The organism is Streptomyces sp. NPDC031379 (assembly GCF_055569615.1).
Window position 1 is genome coordinate 284,797 of sequence record NZ_JBVIIT010000007.1, and the last position, 12,547, is coordinate 297,343.

11 protein-coding genes are annotated in these 12,547 nt (G+C 73.4%); 7 read left to right on the forward strand and 4 right to left on the reverse strand.

Annotation, left to right across the window (positions count from 1 at the left end):
- Positions 1-36: 36 nt before the first annotated feature.
- The 3 genes from ACZ5CW_RS13110 to ACZ5CW_RS13120 are packed head-to-tail and all read left to right on the forward strand — an operon-like array spanning position 37 to position 3,013.
- Positions 37-993 (forward strand): ATP-binding cassette domain-containing protein, encoded by a 957-nt coding sequence (locus ACZ5CW_RS13110; protein WP_468600515.1) that lies wholly within the window; start codon positions 37-39, stop codon positions 991-993.
- Entirely contained in the window at positions 990-1,772 is a 783-nt protein-coding gene (locus ACZ5CW_RS13115; RefSeq protein ID WP_468600517.1) for an ABC transporter permease, read from the forward strand. Before ACZ5CW_RS13110 ends, ACZ5CW_RS13115 begins: the two co-directional genes overlap by 4 nt.
- Before the next feature lie 44 nt (positions 1,773-1,816).
- The gene (locus ACZ5CW_RS13120) at positions 1,817-3,013 is read left to right on the forward strand and encodes a CaiB/BaiF CoA transferase family protein (protein WP_468600519.1); all 1,197 of its coding nucleotides are present in this window, start codon (positions 1,817-1,819) and stop codon (positions 3,011-3,013) included.
- Positions 3,014-3,109: 96 nt separating this feature from the next.
- On the opposite strand, the gene ACZ5CW_RS13125 is transcribed toward ACZ5CW_RS13120, so the two are convergent.
- The 3 genes from ACZ5CW_RS13125 to ACZ5CW_RS13135 form a co-directional block, all read right to left on the reverse strand.
- Entirely contained in the window at positions 3,110-3,379 is a 270-nt protein-coding gene (locus ACZ5CW_RS13125; RefSeq protein WP_468600521.1) for a hypothetical protein, read from the reverse strand.
- A gap of 126 nt (positions 3,380-3,505) precedes the next feature.
- Complete coding sequence (locus tag ACZ5CW_RS13130; protein WP_468600523.1) at positions 3,506-4,318, reverse strand: anti-sigma factor; 813 nt, start codon at positions 4,316-4,318, stop codon at positions 3,506-3,508.
- Positions 4,315-4,857 (reverse strand): sigma-70 family RNA polymerase sigma factor, encoded by a 543-nt coding sequence (locus ACZ5CW_RS13135; protein WP_468600525.1) that lies wholly within the window; start codon positions 4,855-4,857, stop codon positions 4,315-4,317. Before ACZ5CW_RS13135 ends, ACZ5CW_RS13130 begins: the two co-directional genes overlap by 4 nt.
- Before the next feature lie 208 nt (positions 4,858-5,065).
- Here ACZ5CW_RS13135 and ACZ5CW_RS13140 point away from each other — a divergent pair, with 208 nt between their 5' ends.
- The 4 genes from ACZ5CW_RS13140 to ACZ5CW_RS13155 all read left to right on the forward strand — a co-directional run bounded on the left by ACZ5CW_RS13140 (position 5,066) and on the right by ACZ5CW_RS13155 (position 11,618).
- The gene (locus ACZ5CW_RS13140; RefSeq protein ID WP_468600527.1) at positions 5,066-6,607 is read left to right on the forward strand and encodes a DUF4331 domain-containing protein; all 1,542 of its coding nucleotides are present in this window, start codon (positions 5,066-5,068) and stop codon (positions 6,605-6,607) included.
- 99 nt (positions 6,608-6,706) lie between these two features.
- Positions 6,707-8,263 carry a tetratricopeptide repeat protein gene (locus ACZ5CW_RS13145; protein WP_468600529.1) on the forward strand — a complete coding sequence of 519 codons (1,557 nt, stop codon included), beginning with the start codon at positions 6,707-6,709 and terminating at the stop codon, positions 8,261-8,263.
- On the forward strand, positions 8,260-9,939 hold the full coding sequence (locus ACZ5CW_RS13150; protein WP_468600531.1) for a nickel transporter: 1,680 nt from the start codon (positions 8,260-8,262) through the stop codon (positions 9,937-9,939). Before ACZ5CW_RS13145 ends, ACZ5CW_RS13150 begins: the two co-directional genes overlap by 4 nt.
- A gap of 44 nt (positions 9,940-9,983) precedes the next feature.
- Entirely contained in the window at positions 9,984-11,618 is a 1,635-nt protein-coding gene (locus ACZ5CW_RS13155) for a serine/threonine-protein kinase (protein WP_468600533.1), read from the forward strand.
- 19 nt (positions 11,619-11,637) lie between these two features.
- On the opposite strand, the gene ACZ5CW_RS13160 is transcribed toward ACZ5CW_RS13155, so the two are convergent.
- Positions 11,638-12,444, reverse strand: a complete 807-nt coding sequence (locus tag ACZ5CW_RS13160; protein ID WP_468600535.1) for an SGNH/GDSL hydrolase family protein — start codon at positions 12,442-12,444, stop codon at positions 11,638-11,640.
- Positions 12,445-12,547 lie beyond the last annotated feature (103 nt).

Consider the following 12,547-nt stretch of genomic DNA (forward strand, 5'->3'; position numbering starts at 1 on the left):
TTACGTACGCCGTACGTAATGCGTTATGGTCGCCCCATGACTACTACGTACGGTGTACTTAGTGAGGGGCTGGAGAAGCGCTTCGGCGCCGTGCACGCCCTGCGGGGGCTGGATCTGGCCGTCGCCGAGGGCACGGTCTGCGGACTGCTGGGTCCGAACGGGGCGGGCAAGACGACCGCGGTGCGGCTGCTGACCACGCTGCTGCGGCCGGACGGGGGCTCGGCGCGGATCGCCGGGCACGATCTCGTACGGGAGGCGGCGGCCGTGCGGCGGCGGATCGGGGTCACAGGCCAGTACGCCTCGGTCGACGGGGATCTCACCGGCCGGGAGAACCTACGGCTGTTCGCCCGGCTGCACCGGGTGCGCGGGCCGGCCGCCCGGGCCGACGAACTGCTGGAGCGGTTCGGCCTGGCCGAGGCCGCGGACCGCAGGGCCGCCGGCTACTCGGGCGGCATGCGGCGCCGGCTGGACCTCGCCGCGAGCCTGATCCGCCGTCCCGACGTGCTCTTCCTGGACGAGCCGACCACCGGACTCGACCCCGCCAGCCGCGCCCGCATCTGGCAGGCGGTGCGCGAGCTGCGGGGGGACGGGACGACGGTGCTGCTGACCACGCAGTACCTGGAGGAGGCGGATCAGCTCGCCGACGACATCGCACTGGTGGACCGGGGGCGGGTCGCGCACACCGGCTCGCCCGCCGAACTCAAGGCGGTCATCGGGTCGTTCGCGCAGGCGGTGGTCGCGGAGACCGACGCGCTGCCGAAGGCGGCGGCCGTACTCGACCGGCTCACCGGCGGCGAGCCCGTGTTCGACCGCGAGCGCAACGCGGTGGGCGCGGTCACCACCGACCCGACCCTGACCCTGCCGCGCCTGGTGCGCGAACTCGACGCGGCGGGCGTGCCGTTGCTGGACGCGAGCATCCGCCCACCCACCCTGGACGACGTCTTCCTGCGGCTCACCGGGGAGCCCACCGACAGCGAGGAGCTTGCCGCATGAGCGCGTTGGCACACGACGGACTCGCGATGACGGGCCGGCAGCTGCGCCGGGTCCGCAACAACCCCGGCCTGGCGATCCTGACCCAGATGATGCCGGTCAACATGCTGCTGTTCTTCGGCTACGTGTTCGGCAGCGCGCTGGCCATGCCGGGGCGCGAGTACCGCTCCTTCCTGGTGCCCGGACTGCTCGTGGCGACGGCCGCCGGCGGGCTGATGACCGGCATGTTCCAGGCCGCCCAGGACACCCACCGGGGCGTGATGGACCGGTTCCGCACGATGCCGGTGAGCCGGGCCGCCGTACCGCTCGGACAGGCCGTGGCCGACCTCGTCGTCACGACCGCCGGCACCGTGCCGTTGCTGCTCGTGGGGCTCGCGGTGGGCTGGCGGATCGAAGGGTCCGCGCTCGAGGCCGCGGGGGCCGTGGCACTGCTGCTGCTCTTCCGGTTCGCCTGCACCTGCGCCGGGATCTTCCTCGGGCTGCTCACCCGCAGCGAGGACGCAGCAGGACAGCTCGGCGCCTCCTCCTTCGTGCTGCCGCTGCTGTCCGACGCGTACATCCCGACGGACAACCTGCCGGGCTGGCTGCGCACGCTCGCCGAGTGGAACCCGATCAGCGCCGTGACGACCGCCCTGCGGGACCTCTTCGGCAACGCGCCCGTCCCGGACGGCGCCGCCTGGCCGGTGGCCCACCCCGTCGCCGGGTCGCTCGCCTGGAGCCTCGCCCTGACCGCGGTGTTCCTGCCGCTCGCCGTGCGCCGGTACGCCCACGCGGAACGGTGACCGGGTACTGACAAACCCGCCGGTCACGGGACATGATCCGGGCCATGGATCATCTGCCCCTGCCCCTGGAGGGCATCACCGTCGTCGCCGTCGAACAGGCCGTGTCCGCGCCCTTCGCGACCCGGCAGCTCGCCGACCTGGGCGCCCGGGTCATCAAGGTGGAGCGGGTCGACGGCGGCGACTTCGCGCGCGGCTACGACACCGCCGCCGCCGGACTCGCCTCGCACTTCGTGTGGTGCAACCGCGGCAAGGAGTCCCTCGCCCTGGACCTGAAGGACCCGCGCGGCCTGGACGTCGTACGGCGGCTGGTCGCGGACGCGGACGTGTTCGTGCAGAACCTGGCGAACGGGGCCGCCGCCCGGCTCGGGCTCGACGCGGCCACGCTGTGCGCCGCGCACCCGCGGCTGATCGCCGTGGACATCTCGGGCTACGGCGGCTCGGGCCCGTACGCGGACAAGCGGGCGTACGACATGCTGGTGCAGTGCGAGGCCGGACTGGTCTCGGTGACGGGGACGCCCGAGCAGCCCGTCAAGGCGGGGGTTCCGGCGGCGGACATCGCGGCGGCCATGTACGCGTTCTCGGGGGTGCTGGCGGCCCTCGTCCGGCGCGGCACGACCGGGCGGGGCGGCCCGGTGGAGGTGTCCATGCTGGAGGCGCTCGCCGAGTGGCTGGGGCATCCGCTGCACCACGCGATGCACGGCGGCGAGCCCCCTGCCCGTACCGGGCTCGCGCACGCCGTCATCGCGCCGTACGACGCCTATGCGACGGCGGACGGCGGGCGGGTGCTGCTGTCGGTGCAGAACGACCGGGAGTGGCGGCGGCTGGCCGAACACGTCATCGGCCGCCCGGAACTGGGGACGGATCCGGCATACGCGACGAACGCGGCACGGGTGGCGCACCGGGAGCGGACCGATGAGCTGGTCGCGGGCGCGCTGGCGGTGCTGGACGCCGAGGAGGCGCTGGCCCGGCTGGAGAAGGCGGGCATCGCCTGCGCACGGCTGAGGGATCTGCACGAGCTGGCGGAGCATCCACAGCTGGCGGCCCGGGAGCGGTGGCGTCAGGTGGGGTCGCCGGTCGGGCCACTGAAGGCGCTGCTGCCTCCGATCACACTGCCGGGCGGGGACGAGGCGCGGATGGGCGACGTGCCCGCGCTCGGGCAGCACACCGAGGCGCTGCTGCGTGCCGTGGGGATGACGGGCGACGAGATCGCAGCGCTACGCCGGGACGGTGTGGCTACCTGAGCACGGGCACCCCGGACAGTGTTCCGGGGGCGCCGGTTGCTCGGTGACGGTGGGCGGTGAGGGTACTCGGTGACCGCTGGGTGAGCGGGCGAGTGCTCAGTGGCCGCCGAAGAGCGAGCGGCGCAGCCTGCGCAGTGGCGCGAAGAGCGAGACACGCCTGACCCGGGTACCCCGGTCGCTGCGCTCGTGCACCGCGTCGCGGGCCGTCAGCTCACGCATCAGCGAGGTCGCCTCGACCGTCTCCCGCTGCGGTATGGCGGGCCCGCCCAGTACCGACAGATGGCGGTCGAGCCGCGAACTGGTCGCGCTGCTCCCGCAGGTGATCGCAGGCACCCTGGCCCTGCTGCGCACTGTTATCTGCTCCATGTCACTCCCCACCCGTACGAGTCCACCCGGCCCGGGCAGGGTAACCCTATCGCCCCGGTGGGGCACGCGTGTATCTCGGCCACAGGATTCACCTTCCCCACAAGGCGGTTGACCATCCTTCGATGACTACTCTCCGAATCCGACCGATTTCAGGGTGAGTTGGACAATGGGCTGACCGGTGGGCCGGGCTGACCCTCCGTCAGGCTCGACGGTTACGGCGAGTGACGTCGAGGACTTCTCGAGCCCCTTCGCGACCAAGGGCGTGTCGCCCGCGAAAAGCCCGAGGGAGCGCGGTTGCACACGGGGGCGCATGAGCCAGAGCTGGTGCACGCGCCCGCCGGCCGGGGCGCCGTATCCGCTGAGGGTGACGACGGCTTCCCCCTTCGACGCGGAAGCGATCACTCCGATACTGCGGCCCTGCCCGTCCTCGCTGTTCGTGGCGCGGGCGTCGGACGCGGCGAGAACGTGGGCGATCTCACGTGCCCGGGCCTGCTCCGCGTCGAGCCGGTCCTGAGTGCGGTTCGCCTGGACCGCGAAGAGGGAGGCGACGACGAGGGCCGCCGCCGCGGTGGCCGTCGCGAGCGGCACGAAGAGGGGGCGCGCCCGGGGCGTTCGCGCGCGTCCCGGCGGAGGCTGGGCGCCCCAGACGTGGGGCGGCAGCTGGGGCGCGCGCTCCCGGCCCGGCACCTGATCCTGCGGGGTGGTGCGGACGGCGGCCAGCACCCGGTCGCGCAGGGCGGCGGGCGCCGGGGCCGCCGTGGACCAGGCGAGGCGCACCGCGTCCTCGGCCAGGTCCCGCACCGCGGCGGCGCACCGGTCGCAGCCCCGCAGGTGCTTCTCGAAGCGGCGCCGCTCGCCGGGTTCCAGCGCGTCGAGCGCGTAGGGCGCGGCGAGGGAGTGCAGGTCCTCGCGGCCCAGCAGCCGGCCGAGGATGCTCATGCGGTACCTCCCAGGCATTCGCGCAGCCGGGTGAGTCCGTCACGCATCCGCGTCTTGACCGTACCGAGCGGCAGTGACAACCGCTCGGCGACCTCACGGTAGGTGTAGCCGTCGTAGTAGGCGAGCGTCACCGACTGGCGCTGCAGCGCCGTGAGCCGGTTCAGGCAGCGGCGCACCCACTCGCGTTCCAGGCCCGCCTCCACCTCCTCGGCGACCTGGTCGAACGCGGGCTCCCCGGCCCGCAGCGCCTCCCGCTGCTCGCGTTCGCCGGCCGCGCGGGCGCTGCGCACCCGGTCGACGGCGCGGCGGTGGGCGAGGGTGAGGACCCAGGACAGGGCGCTGCCCCGGGCCGGGTCGAACCGGGCGGCGGAGCGCCACAGTTCGAGCAGCACCTCCTGGGCGACCTCCTCGGACTGGGCGGCGTCGCGCACCACCCGCCGTACGAGCCCGTACACCGGTCCGGACACCAGTGCGTACAGTTCCTCGAACGCCCTCTGGTCGCCGCCCGCCACGAGCACCAGCAGCTCGTCGGCCGCCATCCGGGCCCCCTCTCCCTGGCCGCAGCCGGCCCTTCCTCGCGCACCGCGCATCCGCACCGCACACACCTCCCCGAGAAGTTACGGATCAGCGGGCCGAAAACGCGGGTCCCGGATCGGGAAAAGTTTTTTCCCGTCCGACCAAACCGATCGGCGGGTCCGCTCCGTATACCCGTCCGTCAAAGGCAAGTAGGCACGGAGGACGGACGGCATGACACCTCTTATCTCCAGGAGCGGAGCGGGGCGCTCGGGCCTGGTCGCGCTCATCTGCGGGGCACTGGCCGCCGGAGGGCTCGCGGCCGCGGGCGTCGCCACGCTGGCACCCGGGGAGGCCTCCGCCTCCTCCCACCGGGAGGCCCCGCTGATCTCGGGCACCCCGCAGTACGACAACACGGACCTGTACGCGTTCGTCAGCCCGGACAAGCCCGACACGACGACGATCGTGGCCAACTGGATCCCGTTCGAGGAACCGGCGGGCGGACCGAACTTCTTCACGTTCGCGGACGACGCCCAGTACGACCTCCACATCGACAACAACGGTGACGCGCAGGGCGAGTTGGTGTTCCGCTACACCTTCAAGACCCACACGAAGAACGGCAACACGTTCCTGTACAACACCGGTCCGGTCACCAGCCTGGACGATCCCGACCTGAACGTCACGCAGACGTACGACATCGAGCTGCTCCGGCTGAAGAACCAGCACGTGATGTCGAAGACGAAGCTCGCGGACGACGTACCGGTGGCACCGTCGAACGTGGGCAAGGCGTCCATGCCGGACTACGGCAAGCTGCGCAGCCAGGCCGTGTACAAGACGGCGGGCGGTGCCGCGACCTTCGCCGGCCAGGCCGACGACCCGTTCTTCCTGGACCTGCGGGTCTTCGACCTGCTGTACGGCGGGAACCTCACCGAGGTCGGCCGGGACACGCTCAAGGGCTACAACGTCAACACGATCGCGCTGCAGGTCCCCAACGACCTGATACGCGAGTCGTCCCACCAGCCGATCGTCGGCATCTGGTCCACCACACAGCGCCAGAACGCGCAGGGCTACTACACGCAGGTGTCGCGCCTGGGCAACCCGCTGGTCAACGAGGTCGTCAACCCGCAGAAGGACAAGGACAAGTTCAACGCGTCCCAGCCCTGGTACGACGCGCAGTTCCTGAAGAACGTCACCAACCCCGAGCTGCCGAAGCTCATCGAGGGGATCTACAAGATCAAGGCGCCCGCCGAGCCGCGCAACGACCTGGTCGACGTCTTCCTCAAGGGCGTCAAGGGCCTCAACCAGCCGCCGAACGTGAAGCCTTCGGAGCAGCTGCGGCTGAACACCTCGATCAAGCCGACCATGCATCCCAAGCGGCTCGGTGTGCTGGACGGTGACAACGCGGGCTTCCCGAACGGCCGCCGGCTCACCGACGACGTGATCGACGAGGCGCTGCAGGTCGTCGAGGGCGAACTGGTCGGCTCCAAGAACGACCTGGGCGACGCGGTGGACAAGAACGACAAGAAGTTCGAGAAGTACTTCCCGTACGTCGCCCAGCCCACCTCGGGTTCGCGCGGCGCGCTCGCCAAGGGGACGACCGCGGGTGCGGACGTACGCAGCCAGCTCGGTGACGCCCTGCAGCCGGCCGGTTCCGGCTCGGGCGGCTCGGACGACACCGTGCTGATCGCGGGCTCGGCCGCCTCCGGCGCGGCCGGGATCCTGCTGATCGGGACCGCCTTCGCGTGGTGGCGCCGGCGCATGCAGCGCCCGTACTGATCCCCGCACCCCACACAGACCGGCGCGGCCCGTACTCCACTCCCCCACGGCGGGCCGCGCCATCCCCTTCCCGACATCTCCAGGCGACCGAGGAGAGGCATGTCCCCGCGTACGAATGACGACGAGACCGGCGAACGGCGGGTGAGCGGCACGGAGCGGGAGACGACCGGGGTGCCTGACCCGTCGGACGCCTCGGCCTCGGCCTCGGGCGACGACACAGCCGGGGACGGAGCCCCGAGGGAATCCGTACCGTCCGACGCCACCGGCGCGGACGACCGGGTGTCCGCCGGCGCGGACGACCGCGTGGCCGCCGTGCGGCGGGCCGGGGCCGCTGGGCGGCGTTGGCGGGCCCTGCACCTCGGCGGTTGCGCGGCGCTGCTGGCGGTCGCGCTGACCGGGGGCGCGATCGCGCTCGGCGCGGATCCTGCGCCGGCTTCGGTGCCGGCCGCCTCCCGGGCCGTGGACCCGGCGGTCCTCGGCGGCGGAGACCTGGACGCGGCCATCGCCGCGCTCCAGGCGCATCTGCGGTCCCAGCCCAAGGACTCCGGCAGCTGGGCCACCCTCGGGCTGGCCTATGTCGAGCAGGCCCGGACCAAGGGCGACCCCTCCCGGTACCCGCAGGCGGACACGGCGCTGCGGCGGTCGCTGTCCCTCGCGCCGGGCAACGACCAGGCGCTGGCCGGCCGTGCCGCCCTCGCCGCGGCCCGGCACGACTTCGCGCACGCCCTGGCCTACGCGGACCAGGCCCTCCGGCAGAACCCGTACAGCGAGCGCGCGCTGTCCTCCCGCGTCGACGCCCTGGTCGAACTGGGCCGGTACGCCGAGGCGTCGAAGGCCGCCACGACCGCCGACGCACGCAAGCCGGGTGTGCCGGTCTTCACGCGGTACGCGTACGTGCACGAGCTGCGCGGGGACGTGACCACGGCACGCCGGGTGCTCGAGCAGGCGCTGTCCGCGGCCGCGTCGCCCGGCGACACGGCGTACGTGGCCGCGCAGCTCGGCCAGCTCGCGTGGAACCAGGGCGACCACAGGTCGGCCCTCACCTACTACGCCCGCGCCCTCGCCGCGGACGACGGCTACCTTCCGGCGCTGGAGGGCCGGGCCCGCGCGCAGGCGGCGAGCGGCGACCGCGCCGCGGCGATCGAGGGTCTGGAGGCGGTGGTCTCCCGGTATCCCCTGCCCGGCCCGCTCGTCGAACTGGGCGAGCTGTACGAGGCGCGGGACGGGGCCGGCGACCGGGCGCGGGCCCGGCGGCAGTACGCCCTGGTGGACGCGTGGATCGCCCTGGCCCGCGCCAACGGCGTCAACGCGGACCTGGACACCGCCCTGGCCGCCGCCGACCACGGCGACCGGGCGGCCGCGCTGCGGGCGGCCCGCGCCGAATGGGCCCGCCGGCACACCGTGCACACGGCGGACGCCCTCGCCTGGGCGCTGCACGTGAACGGCCGCGACGCCGAGGCCCTGCCGTACGCCCGCCGGGCCACGGCCACCGGCTACCGCAACGCCGCCTTCCGCTACCACCGCGGCGTGATCGAGCTGGCCACGGGCCACCGCACGGCCGGCCGTGCCTCGCTCACCGCGGCCCTGGAACTGAACCCCGGCTTCTCCCCGCTCGGCGCGGCGCGGGCCCGCAAGGCTCTGGAGGGTACGAAGTGAAGCCGCGTCTGCTCCTCGTCCTCCTCGCCGCGTGCGCCCTCTCGCTCCTCCCGGCCGGCACCGCGAGCGCGCACCCCCTGGGCAACTTCACCGTCAACCGCTACGACGGTCTGGTCGCCGCTCCCGGGCAGCTCCGCGTCGACCACGTGGAGGACCTCGCCGAGATCCCGGCGACCCAGGCCGAGCCCGAGCTGAAGCGGCTGGGCCTGGCGGGGTGGGCCCGGCAGCGGTGCGCCCGGGCCGCCGAGGACAGCAGGCTCACCGTCGGCGGACGTCCGGCGCCCCTGACCGCCGCCGGGAGTACGGCGCGTCTGCGCCCCGGTCAGGCCGGTCTGCACACCCTCCGCGTGGAGTGCCGGCTGACCGCTCCGCTCCCCCGGGGCGCCGTGGCCCTCGGCTTCCGGGGCGCCGGTGCGTCCGGGGGGCCCGGCTGGCGGGAGATCACCGCGCGCGGCGACCGGATGACGCTCACCGCGACGGACGTGCCGAAGACCTCGGTCTCGCACGAACTGACGTCCTACCCGCAGGACTTGCTGTCCTCGCCCGCCGACGCCACCGCCGCCTCCCTGCGGGTGCGCCCCGGCGGCCCCGCGCTCGCCGAGGAGCGGCAGAACGCCCCGGGCGCCGGAGTGCTCCCCCGGGGTGCCGACCGCTGGACCCGGGCCCTGGACGACCTGGTGGCCCGCCGTGACCTCACCGTCGGCTTCGCCGCTCTCGCGCTGCTCATCGCGGTCGGCCTGGGCGCGATGCACGCTCTCGCTCCGGGCCACGGCAAGACGTTGATGGCCGCGACGGCGGCCGCGCGCGGGGGCCGGGCCCGGCTGCGGGACGTACTGCCGCTGGCCGCCTCGGTCACGGTGACCCACACCCTCGGTGTGGTCGCCCTGGGCCTGCTCGTCACCGCCGGGTCCGCCGCCACGCCCTCGGTGATCGCCTGGCTGGGCATCGCGAGCGGCGTCCTGGTGCTCGCGGCCGGCGCGGGCCTGCTGCGCCGGGCCTGGCGCAGCCGTGCCCACGAGGCCGCCCACGCCCCCGCGCACGCGAGGGAGGCCGAGTGGCGCCAGCTGGCCGGTGTGGGCGCACACCATGGATCAGGTCACCACCATCACCACGACGAGGGTGTGGAACACACCCATGGGGGCCACAGCCACGCCTCCCCCCACGACGCGGACCACGCGCACACGCACGGGGACCACGCCCACCCGCACGACGGGGACCACGCCCACACGCACGACGGAGACCACACCCACCCGCACGACGGAGACCACGCCCACACGCACGGGGGTCTGACCCATTCGCACGGAGGCCACACCCACACGCACCCCACCGCGCCCACGCTCCGCGGCACGATCCTGCTCGGGTTCGCCGGAGGGCTGGTGCCCAGCCCGTCCGCGGTGGTCGTGCTGGTCGGCGCGGCGGCGCTCGGGAAGGCCTGGTTCGGGCTGCTGCTCGTCGTGGCGTACGGGGCCGGTCTGGCGCTGACGCTCACCGCGGCCGGGTTCGCCGTCGTCCGGCTCGGTTCGGGGGCGGCCCGGGTGCTGGAGCGGCGCCCGCGCTGGACCACGCACCCGGTGGCCGCTCTGGTGCGCCGGACGCTGCCGCTCGTCTCCGCGTCGGTCGTCGTCGCGCTGGGTACGGGATTGGTGCTCAAGGGGGCCGCGTCCGCGCTCGGGTGAGCTACTTTTGTGGAGAATTCGCGCGAGATGCCTTGGGGGCGCCCGTGTCCGAAGAGCCGGGCCGCGAACGTCTGATCGCGGACCGCTACCGTCTGCTGTCCCCGCTGGGCGAGGGCGGCATGGGGACCGTGTGGCGGGCCCGCGACGAGGTGCTGCAGCGTGAGGTGGCCGTCAAGGAGGTGCGGGCGCCGGCCGGGCTGCCCGCCGCGGACGTCGAGCGGATGTACGCGCGTCTGGAGCGCGAGGCGTGGGCGGCGGCCCGGGTCGCGAACCGCAACGTGGTCACCGTGTACGACGTGGCGATGGAGGGCGGCCGGCCCTGGATCGTCATGGAGCTGGTGCGCGGGCTGTCCCTCGCCGACCAGTTGGAGGCGGCGGGCCCCGTGTCGCCGCAGCGGGCCGCGCACATCGGTGCCGAGGTGCTGTCCGCGCTGCGCGGCGCGCACGCCGCGGGGGTGCTGCACCGGGACGTGAAGCCGGCCAACGTGCTGCTCGCCGACGACGGCAGGGTGGTCCTCACCGACTTCGGGATCGCCACGGTCGAGGGCAGCTCCGCGCTGACCATGACCGGTGAGGTGATCGGCTCGCCCGAGTTCCTGGCGCCGGAGCGGGCGTTGGGGCGTACGCCGGGCCCTGAGTCGGATCTGTGGTCGCTGGGTGTGCTGCTGTACGCGGCCGTCGAGGGCGTCTCCCCGTTCCGGCAGGACACCCCGCTGAGCACCCTGCGGGCGGTGGTGGACGAGGAGTTGCCGCCGCCGCGCCGGGCCGGGCCGCTCGCGCCGGTGATCGCCGGGCTGCTGCGCAAGGACCCGGCCGAACGGCTGTCCGCCGAGCGGGCGGAGCGGGAGCTGCGGGTGGTCGCGGCGGGCGGGGCGCCCGGGGCGGACACGACGCCCGCGGCGTCGCCGTACGCTCCGACGGTGGCGTCCCGGACGCCGCGGTCGCGGCCGTCGCACACCCCGCCGGTGCCGCTGCCCACGGGATATCCGGACCCCGGGACCACGGCCGCCGAGCCGGGTGCCCGACCGGATCGCAGCCGGCGTGCGGGCCTCGTCCTGGCCGCGGGCGTGCTCGCGGTCGTCCTCGCGCTGGCCGGGCTGACGTACGCGCTGCTCCACCGCAACGGCGGGAGCGACCAGGGCAACGGCACCGCGAGCACCGGCCGGACGAGCGGTGCCGCGCACTCCCCCGCGGCGAGCGGCACCACCGAGTCGGACACCGGAGCGCCCCCGCCCACGCACAGCAGCGCTTCGGCGAGCAGTGAGCCGGCCCAGTCCGTGCACGTCACCCTGACCGGCGCGCACACGACGTACTCCGGAGCCTGTCCGCCGCCGGCCGCTCAGGCGCCCGCGTTCACCGCGGTGTTCACGGTGGGGCGGCTGCCCGCGGAGGTGGAGTACCGGTGGGTACCGGCGCACGGGTCGGTGTCGGACCCGGGGTGGAAGACGCTGTCCTTCCCGGCCGGCGGCGGAAGGACCGAGCAGGTGCGGCTGACCGTGACGGCGTACCCCGAGGGCCCGGCCGGCGGGACGCTCGAGAACGAGATCAGCGTGGAGGTGCGCGGTCCGGTACGGACCGCGTCGGACTCCGTGCCGTTCTCGGTGACCTGTACGCCGACGGAGACCCCGTCGGACGGGGCCTCCGCTTCTCCTTCGGGTTCGCCAGGCAGTTCACCCTGACGGGCGAGCCCCTACGGGGTCAGGCCGCGTTCGTGAGCACCGGAAGGTAGCCGCCGGACTGGCCGGCCGCGGTGGGGTGGTACGACTCGCCGATGTCGAGCCAGTTGACGCTGTGCAGCCAGGAGTTGCCGGAGCAGATCTCGTGGCCGGAGAACGGGGTGCGGACGTCGCCGAAGACGAAGGCGTGTGCGTTCACGCGGGCCTTGACGGTGGCGTTGAGGAGGTCGGACGCGTCGTTGATGGCCGACCGCTTGGTCTCGGAGAGGCCGAGGCAGCTCTGGCCGAGCAGGTAGAAGCGGGGGTAGCCGATGACGACCACCCGGGCGGACGGGGCCTTGGCGCTGATCGTGTTGTAGACGGTGTCCAGCTTGCCGGGGAGCGTGTTGGTGACGTACGCCTTCGCCGTGTTGATCTTGGAGATGCAGGCGCTGTCGGACTGGATCACACACGTCGTCATGACGTCGGCGAAACCGGCGTCGTTGCCGCCGATGGTGATGGACACCAGTGAGGTGGAGGAGTTCAGCGAGCCGAGCTGGTTCGCCAGCACGTCGTCCGTCTTCGCCCCCGAACAGGCGTTGAAGGCGAACGACGACGGGCTGTGGGCGGCGTTCCACAGGTACGGGTACGCCTTCGTGCTGCGGTCGCAGCTGCCGCTGGAGCTGATGTAGCTCCCGGAGCCGACTCCGGAGGAGTAGGAGTCACCGAGGGCCACATAGCCACCGGTCGCGGCCGTCGAGGAGGCCTGCGCCGAAGCGGCCCCGGTGAGACCGAGGCCGACGGCGAGGAGGAGCGAGGTCACGAATCCGGTAAGTCGGGAACGTCTCATGGAACCTCCCTTTAGCAGGATCTCTGCCTCAACTTTCGTACCAACTACGCGTGTTGACGGGAAGTGTTCATGCCAAGACTTTTGAGGTCTCAACAGGATCAAC

Bases quoted from the DNA above. Each gene is read 5' to 3' on its own strand.
- ACZ5CW_RS13110 (WP_468600515.1), top strand. From the start codon at position 37: ATGACTACTACGTACGGTGTACTTAGTGAGGGGCTGGAGAAGCGCTTC.
- ACZ5CW_RS13115 (WP_468600517.1), top strand. From the start codon at position 990: ATGAGCGCGTTGGCACACGACGGACTCGCGATGACGGGCCGGCAGCTG.
- ACZ5CW_RS13120 (WP_468600519.1), top strand. From the start codon at position 1,817: ATGGATCATCTGCCCCTGCCCCTGGAGGGCATCACCGTCGTCGCCGTC.
- ACZ5CW_RS13125 (WP_468600521.1), bottom strand. From the start codon at position 3,379: ATGGAGCAGATAACAGTGCGCAGCAGGGCCAGGGTGCCTGCGATCACC.
- ACZ5CW_RS13130 (WP_468600523.1), bottom strand. From the start codon at position 4,318: ATGAGCATCCTCGGCCGGCTGCTGGGCCGCGAGGACCTGCACTCCCTC.
- ACZ5CW_RS13135 (WP_468600525.1), bottom strand. From the start codon at position 4,857: ATGGCGGCCGACGAGCTGCTGGTGCTCGTGGCGGGCGGCGACCAGAGG.
- ACZ5CW_RS13140 (WP_468600527.1), top strand. From the start codon at position 5,066: ATGACACCTCTTATCTCCAGGAGCGGAGCGGGGCGCTCGGGCCTGGTC.
- ACZ5CW_RS13145 (WP_468600529.1), top strand. From the start codon at position 6,707: ATGTCCCCGCGTACGAATGACGACGAGACCGGCGAACGGCGGGTGAGC.
- ACZ5CW_RS13160 (WP_468600535.1), bottom strand. From the start codon at position 12,444: ATGAGACGTTCCCGACTTACCGGATTCGTGACCTCGCTCCTCCTCGCC.